We start from the raw sequence: 16,195 nt of genomic DNA on the forward strand, positions 1-16,195 counted from the left end.
GTATCCGCTGGCGCAGTGGACTTTTGAATGGATCTTCCGTTCATGACGGTCTCCGGTGGTCGCGAGCTACTCGACGCGACCCCCTCTTCAGGCTAGGACCGGAGCCACCCGGGAACAAGACGTCGGACCGAGTCCGGCACCGCAAGGGCGCCGCATCGGTCCGTCGAGGTGCCGAAACGGCCACGCGCACACCCGATCGAGTCGGATGTGCACGTGGTTTCGGACCTCGGCGATGCAAACACGTTGCGGCCGTAGGTATGTCCGATATGTGTAACTGTCGGTCGAGTGTCCGGTCGGATCAGGCGAGCTGCGGCACGACCTCCGACGCAACCAACTCGATGTGGTCGAGGTCGGCGAGGTCGAGCATCTGCAGGTACACCCGCTGGGTGCCGGCCTCGCGGTAGCGCCCGATCTTGTCGACGAGTTCGGCCGGGGTTCCGGCGAGTCCGTTCTCCCGGAGTTCGTCCACCTCCCGGCCGATCCGCGCGGCCCGTCGCGCGATCTCCTCCTCGGTGCGTCCGCAGCACAGGACGAGGGCGCTGGAGTACACGAGTTCGTCGGGATCGCGATCCACCGCCTTGCACGCCTCGCGGACCCGCTCGAACTGGAGGACGGTGTCGTCGATCGACACGAACGGCAGATTGAACTCGTCGGCGTAGCGGGCCGCCAACGACGGGGTGCGGCGCCTGCCCATCCCTCCCATCACGAGCGGCGGCCGCGGCGACTGCACCGGCTTCGGCAGCGCCGGCGAGTCGCTGATCGGGAAGTGGGTGCCGTCGTAGCTGAACGTCTGCCCCACCGGAGTTCCCCACAGGCCGGTGATGACCGCGAGCGACTCCTCGAGGCGGTCGAACCGCTCACCGAGCGACGGGAACGGGATGCCGTACGCGCGGTGTTCCTCCTCGAACCAGCCCGCGCCGATGCCGAGTTCGATCCGCCCGCCGCTCATCGCGTCGACCTGCGCGACCGAGACCGCGAGCGGGCCCGGATAACGGAACGTCGCCGACGTGACCAGGGTGCCGAGTCGGATCGTGGACGTCTCGCGCGCGAGACCGGCGAGGGTGATCCAGGCGTCGGTGGGGCCGGGCAGACCCTCCACGTTCATCGCCAGATAGTGGTCGGACCGGAAGAACGCGTCGTAGCCGAACTGCTCCGCCGCCTTCGCCACGGTGAGGAGATCGTCGTAGGTGGCGCCCTGCTGGGGTTCGGTGAAGATTCTCAGGTCCATGCGGACCACTGTGCCGCACCGCCGAATGTGACGTGCGTCGGAGGACGAAGTCGAGGGAACCGATCCGGGTCCCGCCGCGTCGGATCAAGTGTCGGGACGGAATCGCCCCGACGAAGTGGGGGGAGAGCCGGGCCGGAGAGCGGGGCTGGGATGGGGGCACACATCCCGGCGGTGGGGACTCCGGCCCGTGCCACCACATCGGACCGCCGGCACGCAAATCCGCACAGCCTGTGGATTGCTGTGGAACTTGCGGTGCACAGTTGTCAACGAACCATCCACCTCGAGGCCCTGACCTGTGGATGATCCCCACCGGAGTTGTTCAGAACTGTGGATGACCCTGTGGAAACTGTGGATAACTCGTCGAATCAAGTGCTTCAGGTCACATTTGAGGTGCAATCGGTCGATGTGGAGGGCAGCACGTATCGGTCCGGTCACGAAGGGCCCGGCGACGTAACGCGAGATCGTCTGCCCCGGAACAGAGGCCGTGCCAGAATCGAAGCCGTGACGACCCCGCACGTTCCCACCGTCTCCGTGACCGACCTTCCGACGGAGCTCACCGAGGCGACCGTCCTACTGGACGTGCGCGAGGACGACGAATGGGAGCTGGGGCACGCCCCCGGAGCGCAACACATCCCCATCGTCGACGTCCCGGCCCGCACCGACGAGATCGACATCGACGCCGAGGTGTACGTGGTGTGCCGCCAGGGGGGACGCTCGATCATCGCCGTCGAATACCTCAACAGCATCGGCTTCGACGCCTACCACGTCCACGGCGGCATGGTCGCGTGGCAGGGCGCAGGACTCCCGCTCACCTCCGACGGCGACCCCGGTTCGGCGAAGATCTACTAGATGAGCGTCGTCCAGGTCTGCGCCCGCTGCGCGTCGAGGTGGCCGGTAGTCGGCCCGCCGGCGCAGTGGTGCCCACGCTGCCAGGGCGTGCTGCTCTCCCCGGTCGACACCGACCGTCCCGCCCCGCCCACCGCACGCAACTTCCGCTGGGTCGCCCGCAGCCCCTACCCGCCGATCGCGCGCCGGCGCCGGCCGGCGCCCCGGCTCGGCCCGACACCGCGGTACACGCAGGTGCCGCGCTGGGGACTGCTCGACCGGCCGCCCGAGGAACCCGACGACCGGCTCACCCGCACCGAGGCCGCCGCCGATCTCGCGCCGACGCTGCTCGCGTGCACCGCGATCGTGTTCGGGCTCGCCGCACTGGCGGAGGCGTTCCGGTACGGACTGCTCGTGTTCAACCGGGTGCGCCTGGTCGACCCGCTGACCCTCGCGGTGTCGGACTCGATGGTGTGGGCGACGCAGCTGTCGGCGCCGCTGGTGGCCCTGGCCGCCGCGGCCGCATCGGTGTGCCGGCTCGTCGTCATCCGCCGCCAGGTGCTCGCTGCCCGAGGGCTGGCGGACCCACGCACGCCGCGCGCGCTCGCGGCCGGCGTGCTCGTTCCGATCGTCAACCTCGTGATGCCCGGCGTCTACCTCACCGAGGTCGCCGACGGCGACCGTCGAACTTTGACGGCCATCCGCATCTGGTGGGGCGCGTGGGTGGTCAACGGGCTCCTCGTCGCCGTCGGACTGCTGTGGCGCGGCCGCGACACGCTGCAGGCACAGGCCGACGGGGTGGCGCTCGCCGCGGTCACCGCGGCCGTCGCCGCCGCGACCGCCCTGCTCACGCTGCACGTCATGCGCCGGTTCGACGGCCTCGACCTGCTCGGCCGCCCGCAGCGCCCCACCCGATGGATCAACGTGCCCGCGACCGACCAGCCCGCACCGGCCGAGGAGGCGACCGTCGGATGAGCCCGGATCGGCGTGGCCCTCTCGTAGTGGCGCATCGCGGCGCGTCGGCCGCGATGCCCGAGCACACCCTCGCCGCGTACGAACTGGCCCTCGCGGAGGGCGCCGACGGCCTCGAGTGCGACGTCCGGCTCACCCGTGACGGCCACCTCGTGTGCGTGCACGACCGGCGGGTGGACCGGACGTCGTCCGGCACCGGCGTCGTCAGCGAGATGACGCTCGAGTCGCTCGGCGAACTCGACTACGGCACCGGCGCCGCACCGGCCGGGCTGCTGACACTGTCCCAGCTCATCGAGCTCACCCTGGGGTGGACGTCGCGCCCGACCAAACTGTTCATCGAGACCAAGCACCCGGTCCGCTACGGTGGGCTCGTCGAGAGCAAGGTGCTCGCCGAACTGTCCCGCTACGGTCTCGCCACCCCGCCGTCCGCCGACCACTCCCGGGCCGTCGTGATGTCGTTCGCCGCGAGCGCGGTGTGGCGGATCCGCCGGTCGGCGCCGCTGCTGCCGACGGTGCTGCTGGGCGACGCGTCCCGCTACCTCGGCGGCGGGGCCGCCACCACCGTCGGCGCCACCGCGGTCGGGCCGTCCATCAAGACGCTGCGTGAGCATCCCGAGATCGTCGACAAGGCCGCCGCCGCCGGCCGCGCCACCTACTGCTGGACCGTCGACGATCCCGCCGACGTCGCCCTGTGCAAGGAACTCGGCGTCGGCTGGGTGGCGACCAATCATCCAGGCCGCACCAAGAAACTGCTGGGCGGCTGAGATCGCGCGCTCGTCCGTGTAGGTTTTGGCCTCGTGGGTAAGAAGAGCAAGAGAAACAGTGGCCCCAAGCCGGGCAGTAACCGCGCCGCGAAGCTCGAGCAGCGTCGTCTCGAGCGCGAGGCCGACGTCGCCTCGCCGACCCGCCCGTTCGAGGGTCTGGCCGCCGAGTGCGACCTCGTCGCGCTGCGCGAGTTCGTGCCGTCGGCTCTCGTCGAGCTGCCGGTCCGCGACGCCGACAAGCCGGTCACCGCGGCCACCGTCCTGCCCGGGGCCGTCGCGGCCCTGGTGCGCGACGAGGACGGCACCGCCGGACGCTACGTCGGCCTGCAGGTCCAGGCCCACACGGCCGACCCCGGCGCCGACCTCGGTGCGGCGATCACGTGGGTGCAGTCCGCGGAGCCGGGCAACTCGCTGACCTTCGCCGACCCGCAGGCCGACGGCCCGCGCCTGGCCGACGTCCTGGTCGCCGACGCGCTCCCGAAGATCACCGTCCACCAGAACTTCGACTGGTGGATTCCCGAGGGCGTCGAGCCGGCCCCCGACGTCGCCGCGACCGTCCAGCAGGCGAACATGGCGATCATGCCGTCGGCGCGACTCGAGGCCGACGGCGTCGTCGCCGCGTGGTGGGTCGACGCCGGAGAGCGCGCACACCTGCGCTGGGTGCGTCCTGAGGACGAGGACTCGCTGATGCTCGCGCTGGCCCGCGTGCACGCGGCCGGCGGACTGCACCTCGGCGACGGTTCGCGGTTCGCGGGCTCGTTCCGTACCCACGGCCTTCTGGTGCCGGTCTTCGACCTCGACCGCGAGAAGCACCCCGACGAGTGGGCCGCGCCGACCGCCGAGCTGGGGCAGCGCCTCGCCGAGGCGCTGGCCGTGGACGCGCCGCTCACGTCGGCGGAGGTGCGCGCCCGCGACGGGCTGCGCGGCCGCCAGGTCACCCTGCGCTGACACTCAGTTCACAGCTGAAGGTCCCGTCACACGCTCGCGGCGCGTGACGGGACCTTCAGCTGTTTCGGTGCTAGATCGTGCCGCCGGCGGCGGGCGGTGCCCCGGACGCGTCGTCCACGCTGCTCATCTCGCGGGCCACGAAGTCCTCGAGATCGAACAGGTTGGAACCTGCGCGGTCGGCGATCGTCAGCAGCGTCGTCATGCGGGCCACCTCCTCGACCTGCTCCTTGAGGAACCACTGCATGAACTGCTCGCCCAGGTAGTCGCCGTCGTCGCGGGCCGTGCGAGCGAGTTGGACGATCTCCTCGGTGACGGCCTTCTCCTGCGCGAGGGCGAGGGCGATGGGTTCGCGCGCGTTCTCGAAGTGGCTCTTGGCCGGATCGACGCCGGTGAGTTCGACGGTGATGTCCCGATCCAGGAAGTACTGGATGATCATCATCGCGTGGTTGCGTTCCTCGTTGGCCTGCTTGTAGAAGTGGCGGGCCAGCTGGGGGAGATCTGCGTTGTCGAAATACACCGCGGTCGCGAGGTACTGATGCGATGTGTTGAATTCGTTGCGGATCTGATCGTGGAGAAGTGCGTGAAATTTCGTCCGATGCGAATCGTCTGAGGCACCCATGGGGTCAAGGTATCGCTGATCAGGGTGAACTGTCACGCAAGTGGAACCTAATTGAGGCTAGTGTGTCCTCAATTAGCCTTGCCTCAATCCGGATCGAGGTTTCGAAAATGCCGATCTGCCCCAATTGCCGATTGTTCGGCAATTGGGGCGGGTCGGAATCAGGCGTCGGCTCCGGCGATCCGCGGGGCCGTGGAATCGGCGGTCACGGCCGAACTCATTTCACGCGCCACGAAGTCCTCGATGTTGAAGAAGTTGTTGCCGGCGCGGTCGACGATGGTGAGCAGCGTCGTCATGCTCGCGACCTCCTCGACCTGCTCTTTGAGGAACCACTGCATGAACTGTTCGCCCAGGTAGTCGCCGGTGTCGCGGGCGGTGCGCGCCAGTCGGGTGATCTGCTCGGTGACGGTGCGCTCCTGTGCGACGGCCAGCGCCACGGGCTCGCGCACCGACGCGAAATCGGTCACGACGGAGTCGATGCCGGGCACGGCAATCGGCAGGTCGTTGTCGAGCAGATACTGGATCATCATCATCGCGTGGTCGCGTTCCTCGGCGGCCTGCCGGTAGAAGCGGCCCGCCAACTGCGGCAGATCCTCGGAATCGAAGTAGACGGCGACCGCGATGTACTGCTGAGACGCCGTGAATTCGTTTCGGATCTGAGTCTGCAGCAGTCGATGGAACTCGTTCGTGTGCGCCGCTTCAGTCATGCACGAAACAATACCGCCCGTAATGCCGCGGCAGTGTCGGCAATGTCCGGACAGCGACGAGCGTCACGGCGTGCCGGTCAACAGGCCCTGCGGAACCGGACGGTCATTTGCAAGCGCATCGAAGAATTCGCTCGCCTTTTGCCGATCCCACAACAGAACGTCGCCCCAGCCGTCGACGACCTCGAATCCGCCGACCGGAACAGTGGTGGTGACCATCTTGCCGCGCAGTGCCCACGCCAGCCCGGCGAGATTCCACAGATGGTCGCCGTCGGCAACCTGCAGCGAGTTGGCGGTCTGCGTCATCATCGGCCACAGGCGCAGTGGATTGATCAGCGTCGTGGGGGAGGTGGCCTTCTTCAACAGCGCGCTCATGAACGCGCGCTGATTGTTCATTCGGTCCAGGTCGGCGAGCGCGGTGGCGCGGCTGCGCACGAAGCCCAGGGCCTCCGGGCCGGAGAGGTCCTGGCAGCCGGCCGGCAGGTTGATGCCGGCGAGGGGATCGTCGATCGGGTAGGGCACGCACATGTTCACGCCGCCGAGGGCGTCGACGATGCCCGCGAACCCACCGAAACCGATCTCGGCGTAGTGGTCGATGTGTAGGCCGGTGGCCTCCTCGACCGTCCGCACCAGCAGCTGCTCGCCGTCTTCCTGCGAGAACGCCGCGTTGATCTTGCCCCGGCCGATGCCCGGGATGTTCACGTACGAGTCGCGCGGAATCGACACCATCGTCGTGGCGCCGCTCTTCGGCACGTGCACGAGCATGATCGTGTCGGTGCGTTTGCCCTCGATGTCGCCGCCGCCCGCGAGAGCCCGGTCCTGCTCGGCGGTGAGGCCGGCGCGACTGTCCGACCCGACCAGCAGCCAGTTGGTGCCCGGGGTGTCGGCGACACGGCCCGGATAGTCGGCGAGCGCGTCGACGCGGTTCAGCTTGGTGTCGAGGTAGACCACGCCACCGATCGACGCGACCAGGAGCACCGCCAGCGTCAGCGCGACGCGGCGCAGCCAGGTTCCGCGCTTACGCGGGCGCCGCTGCTTCGGCGGTTCGGCGGGCGCGGCCGGCGGGCGCGGCGGCTGGGGGCTGCGCGGCGGGCCGGCCGGCGGGATCCGCCGCGGCTCCGCGTACGGGCGCGGGGTCTGCGTCGGCGCGTGACCGGTGCCGCGGGGCGGAGGCCCACCGGGCGTCTGCGACCACGGCTGCGGTTCGGGCGCCTGCGACCATGCGCGTGCCGGCGCCGGGCGCTGGGCGGGGCCGCCGGGACGGCCGTCGCGGCGGATGATCTGGGTGCCCTCGGCGCCCTGCGGCGGGCGCTGCGGGGGAGGCCCACCGCGGCGCGGCGGCGGGGAAGCGTTGCGCGGCGGCTGGGGCCGGCCGCGGTGCGGCGGGCCCGGCTGACGTCTGTCGGGGGTCTCGCCGTTCACGATCCGAGAATACGTGCGATCCCGACAGTTGCGGTCACGGCAGCCACGACAGGTGCTCGCGGAGCAGCGCGTATCCGACGAACGCGACGGTGTCGATGAGGGCGTGCGCGATCACCAGCGGCCACAGTTTCCCGGTCCGCTGCCAGTAGCGGCCGAAGATCAGCCCCATGGCCACGTTGCCCAGGCCGCCGCCGAGGCCCTGGTAGAGGTGGTAGCTGCCGCGCAGCAGCGCCGACGCGAGCAGCGACGAGTTCTCGCTCCAGCCCAGCCGGCGCAGCCGGGAGATCAGGTAGGCCACCACCAGGACTTCTTCGGCCACCGAGTTCGCGATCGCCCACAGCACCAGCACCGGCAGCCGCCACCAGTGGTCGTCGATGGTGCTCGCCATGACGGTGAGATTCAGGTCGAGTGCGACCGCGGCCAGGTAGAACGCGAGCCCGGGCAGCCCGATCAGGGCCGCGAGCCCGACGCCGGGAAGCACCCCGCCCCGCAGTTGCGTCCGACCGAGACCGATCCGGCGCGGACCCAGGCCACTGCGCCACAGCAGATACAGCCCGAGCGCTGCCCACGCGGCGAGCTTGACCACACCGAGCAGTTGCCGGGCCAGGTCGATGTACGACTGCGTGGACCGGGACGGGTTGATCGCGACCGCCTGCTCGGACAGCCCGCCAGGTTGCAGGGCCGACTCGAGCAGCGACAGCATGCTGTAGATGCCGTTGAGCCCGAACGTCACCAGCAGGACGATCGTGATCTCGAACCACAGGGCGCGCCGCTCGCGGGCGTCGAGCGGGGGCTTGGACGGCGGTGGCGATGCGGGCCGGAGCCACGAGTCGACGGTGGTGCGGGTGATCACCCCGCCGACGCTAGACGCAAACGTCGTCAGATGTGCTGGGCGAGGGATTCGGCCTTCGCGCCGAGGTTCGGCAGCCGCAGGTCCGCGAACGGGGTGAGCGCCCCGCCCAAGCGGTTTGTGACGAAAGCCACCGACAGCCCGCTGTCGGGGTCGGCGAATGCGCCGGAGCCGCCCAGCCCGTAGTGCCCGAAGGCGCCCGAATGCTGGGTGCGGGCCGCGACCAGCGCCGCGTGGTAGCCGAGCCGCCAGTTCATCCGGATGCCCAGCACGTAGTCGCGGGCCTTGGTCTGCACCTCGCTGAGCTGGGCGATGGTGTCGGGTTCGAGGAACCGAATGCCGTCGACGACGCCGTCGTTCGCGAACGCCGCGTACATGCGGGCCAGGGCGCGGGCGCTGAACACGCCGTTCCAGCCGGGCATCACGAAGTCGTGGATCGTCGGGTCGCGCACCAGCATGTCGAAACCCTCCGGCATGCCGGCGTCGGCGATGTCGCGCAGGTGCGGCACCAGCGACAGGGCCAGCGACGTCACCCCCCACGGGACCCCGAACGGGTTGATGTGCGGGAACACCTTCGCGATGCGGTCCTTCTCGGTTTCGGGGACCTGGAACCAGAACTCCGGGATACCGAGCGGCTCGGCGACCTCGGTGCGGACCAGTTCGGTGAACGGCTTGCCCGACACCCGCGCCGTCAGCTCCGCGATCAGCGATCCGTAGGTGACGGCGTGGTATCCGGGCATCGTCGTGCGGCGGGGGTCCGGCACGGCCGCCGCCAGCGCGGCCGTGACCCGGTCGTGGTCGAGCAGCGCGAGGCGGCCGGGCACCAGCCCGCGGATGCGGTGCAGGCCGGCGCGGTGGCTGAGAAGTTCGCGGACGGTGATCGATTCCTTGCCGGCCTCGCCGAACTCGGGCCAGTAGGACGCGACGGGGGTGTCGTAGTCGATCAGGCCGCGCTGGGCGAGCCGGTGCAGCACGGTGCTCGCGACGCCCTTGCCGGTCGAGAACGACAGGGTCACGGTGTCGGAGTCCCACTTGCGGATAGGGGTAGCCCACCCTGCCCACACGTCGAGGACCGGCTGGCCGTGCAGGTACACGGCGAGCGCACCACCGCCGTCGTGGGTGCGATGGAACAGGTGGAAGAACTGGGTGGCGAGTGACTCGAAACGCGGGTCGACGAGCATCGTCCTGGGCGGCCTGTATTCCGCCGCCTTCCGACGTGGGGTCCCGCCCGAGCCACGACGCGGCATTGCGGCAGTCATGTCGAGCGAACTTCCGATATCCGTTCGAGATCGCCCAATGCGACCTCGGTCTCATCGGTAAAACACTCGAGGTCCGGCACAGATTCCGGGTGCGCCAGAAATCCGAAATCCAAACGGTCGGCATAGTGGCAGGCCGTGATGTTCAGACCGGTCCCGTCGAACACGATCGACAGCGGGTACATGTGCCGCAGTTCGGCGCCGTTCCAGTACAGCGGGCTCCGGGGACCCGGGACGTTGGAGACCACGACGTTGTAGCTCGGCGGCAGTACCTCGCCCATCGGCAGGATCCGGGCGATGTTCGGCGCCAGGGTGGGGACTGCCGTGATCGTCGACGCGCCGCTGCCCATCGTGCGGACGCGGCGCTTCGCGTCGGCCATCGACCGGCGGATCAGCTCGAGGCGCGCCCCCGGGTCGTCGAGATCGGTGCCGAGCGTGCACAGCGCGAGGCCGAACGCGTTGCCTCCGGTGGCGTCCTCGCGTCGTCGCTGCGCGACCGGGACCAGCGCCACCAGCGACGACGTCGGCAGCGCGTCCCGTTTCGTCAGGTAGCTGCGCAGCGCGCCCCCGCACATGGCGAGGGTGATCTCGTTGCTGGTGGCATGGGTGGCGCGCTGCACCGCGCGCAGTCGCTCCTTGGGCCACGACCGGCCGACGAACGCCCGTTCCGGCCCCACCTTGCCGTCGAGCGGCGTGTGCGGCGCACGCATCGGCAGGACCGTGGACTCGGTCGTCACGGCCCGGCCGAGCCAGTCGGCGGTGCCGACGAGGGCGCGTCGGGCGACGTCCGCGATCGACACCGCACCCGCGACGCCGGCGCGCGCGAGCCGCAGCGGGCCCGGTAGTCCGCGCGGTCCCGGCTGCTGCGGGGTTCGGTCGGGCGCGAGCAGCAGCGGCATGTCGCGGCGGTCGGGGTCGGTGGTGAGCGACTGCTCGATCATGCGGATGCCCGACATCCCGTCGAGGGTGGCGTGGTGGATCTTCCCGTAGAGCGCGAATCTGCCGCCGGCGAGTCCCTCGATCAGATAGCCCTCCCACATGGGTTGGGAGCGGTCGAGTCGGTGCTCGTGCAGGCGGGCCACCAGCTCGAACAGGTCGGCGTCGTTGCCGGGCGCGGGCAGCGCGTGCCGTTCCAGGTGTCGGCTCATGTCGATGTGGTGGGCCGGTCGCCAGGCCGGCAGCAGGCCGGTGGCGAGCGAGAGGGTGGGCTCGGCCATCAGCGCGGTCTGCGCGCGCACGGCGGTCAGTGCGGCGCGGTACGCGTCGGCGGCGAAGCTGTCGGGCCCGCCGGGCGGCGGCGCGAAGACGAGCAGGACGCCGATGTGCAGCGTGCGCGACCCGATCTCGCCGGCGAGCAGGACGACGTCCACCGGTGACATCAGTGCCATCGCGCACCACGATGTCGGTCCACAGCTTCTCTGTACACCCCGGGCCGCGGTGCGGCAGGCGGTTCGCCGGGTGTGGCCGGGATGTGACCGACCCGGAAGCGGAACGTCGTCAGGGACGCGTGCGCAGGCCGTTGACGAAGGGGCAGCCGACGAGGATCCCGTAGGGCGCGGCTGAGTGCACCCGTTCGGCGGTGGACGGTCCGAGGGTGGTATGGGTCATCGGCGGCTTCCTTGCGTCGGGGCCGGCGCGGGACGTGACACCGAACCCACGTAGAACTGAGGTAAACCTAAGCTAATTCTCGGGCCTGTGCGCAGCAACCCCTCGGCTCGGACGACGAGTTCCGGACCGGTCCGGGCTAACGTGGTCGTGTGTCGATTCCTGTTTCGCTGTCGATGCCGACTCTTCCCGCGTCTCGCGACCGCGCGGCCCGGCCGCTCGTCGACGGGCTGCTCCATCAGCGCCGCGCCGCCGCCGACCCCGTCGTCCGGGACGCCGCCACCACCGGCCCCCAGATCGTGGCCGCCTCGGTCCTCACCGGCGCCGCCGGTACCGACGTCGATGCCGGCGCGGTCGTCGTCGAGCTCGATATCGATCCGGACGGACTCGCGGACGCGGTGGAGCATCGGGCGCTCCGCTATCACGTGCACTGCACCTCGGGGCAGATCGCGGACGCGGTCGGCCTCCGGTTGTCCGCTCCCGTCGCGGTGTTCGTCACGCCCGACGGCCCCGACGCCGGCACCCTCGCGGAGGTGGCGCAGATCCTCGCCGACGCCGGTCACAGCCCCGGCTTGATCGCCGGTCAGCGCGTCGACGCCGTCGCCGATTTCCTCGCGGTGCTCGCGCACACCTCCGTCGGCTTCGTCGCCCGCGCGCGCGACGGTGCCGAGGTCCTGTCCCTGCTCGCCGGCACGGTCGCGGCGCTGCGCGGCGACGACGTCCGCGCGGCCCTGGCGTCCCCGGATGCGGCCGCGCTCGCGGCGCTCGTTCCCGAGGCCGCCGAGGCGGTGCGGGGCGTGCTGCTCGGTATCGAGGTCGACGATCCGGAGCAGGCGGACCGCGTGCTCGCGGACGCCGGGCTGCTGTAGCGCGCGCGGTCACGGAACCGGGACCGATCGGCGGAGTGCGCCGGGGGCGATTGCGTAATCTCGTAGTCGTGCCTCGTATCGCGTACTTCGGACCCAGCGGGACCTTCACCGAGATGGCGCTCGCCCAACTCGAGGCGGCCGGCACGTTCGACGGCGACGTCGAGCGCGTCGCGGCCGCGAGCCAGCCGGCGGCGTTGGAGATGGTGCGTCGTGGCGACGCCGACGGCGCGGTGGTCCCGATCGAGAGTTCGGTCGAGGGGTCGATTCGTCCGACCATGGACGCGCTCGCCCTCGGCGGCCGACTGCAGATCATGGCCGAGACCGAACTCGAGGTGGCCTTCACGATCGTCGGACGCCCCGGCACGACGCTCGCCGACGTCCGCACCGTCCGCGCCTATCCGGTCGCGACCGCGCAGGTGCAGGGCTGGCTCGACGCCCACCTGCCGAACGCTCGGGTGGAGCCGGCGTCGTCGAATGCCGGTGCGGCAGAGGATGTTGCGGCCGGCGTCGCCGATGCCGGGGTGGCCACCGCGCTGGCGGGGGAGCGGCTCGGGCTCGTGGCGCTGGCGTCCTCGGTCGCCGACTACGAGGGTGCCCGTACCCGTTTCGTGCTGGTCACCAGGCCACAGCCCGCGCCCGCCCGCACCGGCAACGACCGCACCAGCGTCGTGCTGCACCTCGACAACGTGCCCGGCTCGCTGGTCCGCGCGATGACGGAGTTCGCGACGCGGGGCATCGACCTCACCCGCATCGAATCCCGGCCTACGCGTAAGGAATTCGGTACCTATCTGTTCCACTTGGACTGCGTCGGGCACATCGACGACGGGCTGGTCGCGGAGGCGCTCAAGGCGCTGCACCGCTTCAGCGACGTCCGCTTCCTCGGGTCGTGGCCGTCGGCCGTCCCGGGCGGCGGCGCCCCGATGCCCGACGCCGACGACACCGCGTGGCTGGAGCGGCTGCGCCGCGGAGAGGAGAATGCGTGAGCGGCCGACTGATCCTGGTCCGGCACGGGCAGACCGAGGCGAACGTCGAACGACGGCTCGACACCCGGCTACCCGGTGCCCGGCTGACGGAACTCGGTAGGACGCAGGCGCAGACGCTCGGCGACCGGCTCGCGGCGCGCCCACCGACCGCGCTGGTGTCGTCGCAGGCGTTGCGGGCCCGCGAGACCGCGGGATTCGTGGAGACGGCGTCGGGCATCGCGCTGCAGGTGCGGGAGGGTCTGCACGAGGCGCAGGCCGGTGAGCTCGAGGACCGCTCGGATCTCGAGTCGCACAAGATGTTCGCGAAGGTGTTCCACACGTGGCACACGGGGGACCTGTCGGCGCGCATCCCGGGCGGGGAGTCGGGCGTCGACATCATCGAACGTTATGTGCCGGTGGTGGATTCGTTGCGATCGGAGTACCTCGACGGCGGCGCCGGGGGCGATGTCGTGGTGGTGAGCCACGGCGCCGCGATCCGGCTGGTGGCCGCGTACTTGGCCGGGGTGCCCGGTGCGTTCGCCGCGGATCGGCACCTGGAGAACACCTCGACAGTCGAGTTGGTGCCGACCGCTGCGGGCTGGCAGTGCGTGCGCTGGGGTCTCTTCGACCCGCCGTTCGACGCTGCCCCGCGGCGGCCGTGGTTCGAGGCGGAGGCGACCGAGGCCACCGACGACCCGATGGGTTGAGCCCTCAGTCGAGCTGCGCGAGCAGGGCGTCGAGCGCCTGGCGCAGCCGTCCCGGGGTGCCGGGGCTGAGCGACGTCCACCGGACGCCGTCGGTGGCGACGCTGGTGGTGCCGACGACGCGTCCGGCGGCGGTGTCGAACACGGTGACCGGTCCGCGCAGCTCTCCCGGACGGCCGTCCTCGTGGACGAGGCCGACGATCTCGGTGAAGATCGGACAGGCCGCGAACGCGGGCCCGACGACGGCAGCCTCCGCAGCGGGAATCCCCACCGCGAGGAGGTGATCGGCCGCCCGCTGTGGGTCGGTGATCCGGTCGAGCGCGCCCCCGAGGTCGGCGGTGGGGCAGTTCACGACGCCGAACGGCAGCGGGGTCGCGGCGCCGAGCGCGTGCCCGAGAGGCCCGACGACATCGCGCTCGAGCCATTGGACGGTGAAGGCGTCGCCGCTGCGCAGGGCCAATACCGCTCCGGCCCGGTCCTGGTCGAGGGCCAGGCATGCCCGGTGGACGGTGCCGTCGACGTACTTGCGCACCGCGATCTCGCCGCGCGGGCGGGCGAGGGCGCGCAGCTGCCGGGCCAGCTCCGGGTGGACCGCGATGCCGTCGACCAGGCCCGCGGCGGTGAGACCGTCGTGGGCGCGCCGGAACACCGCGTCGCGGGCGGGGAGCGAATCGAAGCGGGGGCCGGCGTCGAGCACCACCGGCAGCACGTCGATGTCGAGTAGGTGCACGAGCAGGTCGATCTGGTCGACGTGCAGGGTGGTCGGCGGCAGCGTCGTGCCGATCGGTTCGATCCCCAAGTCGATCACCGCCCGTCCTCGGGCGCGTCGGCCCCGATGACCGACGGGATCACGGTGCGCCCGTCGGCGAAGTGCTCGAACCGCCGCAGGTAGCCGGGGGTGGCACGGTCGGCCTCGTCCGCGTCCACGGCGCCGCGGTGCGCGCCCATCGGGGTGCCGCCCACCGGGGTGTTGCGGGCGGCGGCGGTGGCCGCCGTCTCCGCGCGCACCGCATCGGTGGGTCCGGCGCCCGGGCCGGTACCCGCGCCGCCGGCGGCCCCGCCGCCGTGCCCGGAGCCGGCGAGCTGACCGGCCTGCGCCCAGCCGTCGGGCAGCGCCGCCCGGGCCCCGCCGCCGCCTCCGGCGACACCCGCGGCGCGCGAGGCGACGGCGCCGGACGACCCACCGCCGGACACGCCCACCCCGCGGCCGGCGGCCGGCACGGGCGCGGCAGCCGGAGCCCCCATGAGCGCGGGCGACCCGGCGCCCACCCCGCCGAGGACGGCGCCGCCGAGGTTGGCCGCGGCCGAGGTGGCGCCGGACACGGTGCCCGCGACGGTGCCGACCTGCGACGCCGCGGTCGCGACGGCCGGGTTCTGCGCGAACGCGGTGGCCGCGGCCGCGATGGTGCCGACCGGGTCGGTGCGGAAGTCGTTCTCGAGGGTCCGCCGAGTCACGTCGCCGCTGTCGCGGGACTCGAGGCCCGCGGTCGAGCCGTGGGTGAGCGGCGGCGGAGGCGTGAACGTCTCGGGTGTCGCGAGGACGCTCGAGGCCGCCTCGTAGCCCTCCATCACGAGGCCGGCGCGGATGTCGATCGCGCGGTCGGCGGCCTCGGCCACGGCCGCGGAGCCGTTGACCACGCCACCGGTGGTGTAGGCCGCGGTCTTGGCGGTCTTGACCGCGGCGATCTCGGGCAGGCTCGGCATGGCCAGGGCCGCGGTGGCGTAGGCGCCGGCCTCGGCGGATGCCTTGGCGGCGGTTTCCGCCGCGAGGGTCGCGGTCTGCTCGGTCCAGGCGGTGAACGGCGCGAGCTTCGCGAGGGCGGCCTCGGCGGCCGTTCCCGCCCACCCGGCGCGCAGTTCCTCCATGACCCGGACCAGGGTTGCGCCCGCGTCGACGAAGCCTTCCGCGATCGCGGTCCAGGCGGGGCTCGCGGCGCTGAGCGGCACCGGGCCGGCGCCTCCGCTGAGCGTGGTCGAGTTGACGGTTGCGCCGCGAGGCATCCAGACGACGCCTGTGACACCCATGGTCATGATGCGTTTCTCCTCGGTTCGGCCGAGAGTTCGGCTCAGCGGTTCGGGATGCGCGGGCTCACATGCCTGCGGCGAGCGACGCGCGCAGGGCGTGGTCCTGGTCCTGGTACGCGGCCGCCTGCGCGCGGAGCATCGCCGCGGCGGCGACCAGTTCCTCGATGCCGCGGGTGGCGGCCGGCCCGAAGCTGCCCGCGAGCCGGTTGAAGTAGCCGGCCGCCAACACCGACACCTCCTCGGACCCGGAGGGCGCGACGTTGAGCGCGGGCGTCGCGGCGGTCAGTGTCGACTGCAGGCGGGCGGCCAGTCCGTCGAGTTCCGCGGCGGCGGCGAGGAGGACGTCGGGTTCGACGAACACGTGATCCGACATGGCTGAACTCCTCGTCTCGGGGTCGGTGGCAGCGGGAACAGGCTTCGCGAAACTTGTTCCTGATTGCTTCGA

General features: G+C 71.4%; 17 protein-coding genes. 7 read left to right on the forward strand and 10 right to left on the reverse strand.

Translation table 11 applies throughout. The features are described 5' to 3' along the window. Positions 1-298: 298 nt before the first annotated feature. Positions 299-1,228, reverse strand: coding sequence for an LLM class F420-dependent oxidoreductase (locus ABTV10_RS00635; protein WP_499031874.1), 930 nt, complete (start codon positions 1,226-1,228; stop codon positions 299-301). A gap of 501 nt (positions 1,229-1,729) precedes the next feature. On the opposite strand from ABTV10_RS00635, the gene ABTV10_RS00640 reads away from it, so the two are divergent. The 4 genes from ABTV10_RS00640 to ABTV10_RS00655 are packed head-to-tail and all read left to right on the forward strand — an operon-like array spanning position 1,730 to position 4,737. Beyond that, on the forward strand, positions 1,730-2,077 hold the full coding sequence (locus tag ABTV10_RS00640) for a rhodanese-like domain-containing protein (protein ID WP_499031876.1): 348 nt from the start codon (positions 1,730-1,732) through the stop codon (positions 2,075-2,077). Then, the gene (locus ABTV10_RS00645; RefSeq protein WP_499031879.1) at positions 2,078-3,028 is read left to right on the forward strand and encodes a DUF4328 domain-containing protein; all 951 of its coding nucleotides are present in this window, start codon (positions 2,078-2,080) and stop codon (positions 3,026-3,028) included. After that, on the forward strand, positions 3,025-3,789 hold the full coding sequence (locus tag ABTV10_RS00650; RefSeq protein ID WP_499031882.1) for a glycerophosphodiester phosphodiesterase: 765 nt from the start codon (positions 3,025-3,027) through the stop codon (positions 3,787-3,789). Before ABTV10_RS00645 ends, ABTV10_RS00650 begins: the two co-directional genes overlap by 4 nt. A 33-nt stretch (positions 3,790-3,822) precedes the next feature. Beyond that, the gene (locus ABTV10_RS00655) at positions 3,823-4,737 is read left to right on the forward strand and encodes a DUF5926 family protein (RefSeq protein ID WP_499031884.1); all 915 of its coding nucleotides are present in this window, start codon (positions 3,823-3,825) and stop codon (positions 4,735-4,737) included. A gap of 70 nt (positions 4,738-4,807) precedes the next feature. Here ABTV10_RS00655 and ABTV10_RS00660 read toward each other — a convergent pair whose 3' ends face one another. The 6 genes from ABTV10_RS00660 to ABTV10_RS00685 form a co-directional block, all read right to left on the reverse strand. Continuing rightward, positions 4,808-5,356 carry a ferritin gene (locus tag ABTV10_RS00660; RefSeq protein ID WP_499031886.1) on the reverse strand — a complete coding sequence of 183 codons (549 nt, stop codon included), beginning with the start codon at positions 5,354-5,356 and terminating at the stop codon, positions 4,808-4,810. Positions 5,357-5,514: 158 nt separating this feature from the next. After that, entirely contained in the window at positions 5,515-6,060 is a 546-nt protein-coding gene (locus ABTV10_RS00665; RefSeq protein ID WP_499031888.1) for a ferritin, read from the reverse strand. Positions 6,061-6,123: 63 nt separating this feature from the next. Then, positions 6,124-7,479: an LCP family protein gene (locus tag ABTV10_RS00670; protein WP_499031889.1), complete on the reverse strand. Its 1,356-nt coding sequence runs from the start codon at positions 7,477-7,479 to the stop codon at positions 6,124-6,126. Positions 7,480-7,513: 34 nt separating this feature from the next. Then, on the reverse strand, positions 7,514-8,332 hold the full coding sequence (locus ABTV10_RS00675; RefSeq protein WP_499031890.1) for a CPBP family intramembrane glutamic endopeptidase: 819 nt from the start codon (positions 8,330-8,332) through the stop codon (positions 7,514-7,516). A gap of 26 nt (positions 8,333-8,358) precedes the next feature. Continuing rightward, positions 8,359-9,510, reverse strand: coding sequence for a serine hydrolase domain-containing protein (locus ABTV10_RS00680; protein WP_499031891.1), 1,152 nt, complete (start codon positions 9,508-9,510; stop codon positions 8,359-8,361). 74 nt (positions 9,511-9,584) lie between these two features. Then, positions 9,585-10,973 (reverse strand): wax ester/triacylglycerol synthase family O-acyltransferase, encoded by a 1,389-nt coding sequence (locus tag ABTV10_RS00685; RefSeq protein WP_499031893.1) that lies wholly within the window; start codon positions 10,971-10,973, stop codon positions 9,585-9,587. A 369-nt stretch (positions 10,974-11,342) separates the two neighbouring features. Here ABTV10_RS00685 and ABTV10_RS00690 point away from each other — a divergent pair, with 369 nt between their 5' ends. The 3 genes from ABTV10_RS00690 to ABTV10_RS00700 all read left to right on the forward strand — a co-directional run bounded on the left by ABTV10_RS00690 (position 11,343) and on the right by ABTV10_RS00700 (position 13,728). Beyond that, positions 11,343-12,059 (forward strand): hypothetical protein, encoded by a 717-nt coding sequence (locus ABTV10_RS00690; RefSeq protein WP_499031894.1) that lies wholly within the window; start codon positions 11,343-11,345, stop codon positions 12,057-12,059. A gap of 68 nt (positions 12,060-12,127) precedes the next feature. Continuing rightward, positions 12,128-13,042, forward strand: a complete 915-nt coding sequence (gene pheA, locus ABTV10_RS00695) for a prephenate dehydratase (RefSeq protein WP_433608980.1) — start codon at positions 12,128-12,130, stop codon at positions 13,040-13,042. After that, entirely contained in the window at positions 13,039-13,728 is a 690-nt protein-coding gene (locus ABTV10_RS00700) for a histidine phosphatase family protein (protein ID WP_499031895.1), read from the forward strand. Before pheA ends, ABTV10_RS00700 begins: the two co-directional genes overlap by 4 nt. 4 nt (positions 13,729-13,732) lie before the next feature. On the opposite strand, the gene ABTV10_RS00705 is transcribed toward ABTV10_RS00700, so the two are convergent. From ABTV10_RS00705 to ABTV10_RS00715, 3 genes are read right to left on the reverse strand one after another with little or no spacing between them, the layout of a single operon-like run. Then, entirely contained in the window at positions 13,733-14,533 is an 801-nt protein-coding gene (locus ABTV10_RS00705; RefSeq protein ID WP_499031896.1) for an ESX secretion-associated protein EspG, read from the reverse strand. Beyond that, positions 14,530-15,756: a PPE domain-containing protein gene (locus ABTV10_RS00710; protein ID WP_499031898.1), complete on the reverse strand. Its 1,227-nt coding sequence runs from the start codon at positions 15,754-15,756 to the stop codon at positions 14,530-14,532. Before ABTV10_RS00710 ends, ABTV10_RS00705 begins: the two co-directional genes overlap by 4 nt. A 58-nt stretch (positions 15,757-15,814) precedes the next feature. After that, on the reverse strand, positions 15,815-16,123 hold the full coding sequence (locus ABTV10_RS00715; protein WP_433608988.1) for a PE family protein: 309 nt from the start codon (positions 16,121-16,123) through the stop codon (positions 15,815-15,817). Positions 16,124-16,195 lie beyond the last annotated feature (72 nt).

The organism is Paraburkholderia sp. RHO2 (assembly GCF_050955445.1).
Lineage (GTDB): Bacteria > Actinomycetota > Actinomycetes > Mycobacteriales > Mycobacteriaceae > Prescottella > Prescottella agglutinans_A.

Bases quoted from the DNA above. Each gene is read 5' to 3' on its own strand.
- ABTV10_RS00635 (WP_499031874.1), bottom strand. From the start codon at position 1,228: ATGGACCTGAGAATCTTCACCGAACCCCAGCAGGGCGCCACCTACGAC.
- ABTV10_RS00645 (WP_499031879.1), top strand. From the start codon at position 2,078: ATGAGCGTCGTCCAGGTCTGCGCCCGCTGCGCGTCGAGGTGGCCGGTA.
- ABTV10_RS00685 (WP_499031893.1), bottom strand. From the start codon at position 10,973: ATGGCACTGATGTCACCGGTGGACGTCGTCCTGCTCGCCGGCGAGATC.
- ABTV10_RS00680 (WP_499031891.1), bottom strand. From the start codon at position 9,510: ATGCTCGTCGACCCGCGTTTCGAGTCACTCGCCACCCAGTTCTTCCAC.
- ABTV10_RS00710 (WP_499031898.1), bottom strand. From the start codon at position 15,756: ATGACCATGGGTGTCACAGGCGTCGTCTGGATGCCTCGCGGCGCAACC.
- ABTV10_RS00660 (WP_499031886.1), bottom strand. From the start codon at position 5,356: ATGGGTGCCTCAGACGATTCGCATCGGACGAAATTTCACGCACTTCTC.
- ABTV10_RS00715 (WP_433608988.1), bottom strand. From the start codon at position 16,123: ATGTCGGATCACGTGTTCGTCGAACCCGACGTCCTCCTCGCCGCCGCC.
- ABTV10_RS00650 (WP_499031882.1), top strand. From the start codon at position 3,025: ATGAGCCCGGATCGGCGTGGCCCTCTCGTAGTGGCGCATCGCGGCGCG.
- ABTV10_RS00665 (WP_499031888.1), bottom strand. From the start codon at position 6,060: ATGACTGAAGCGGCGCACACGAACGAGTTCCATCGACTGCTGCAGACT.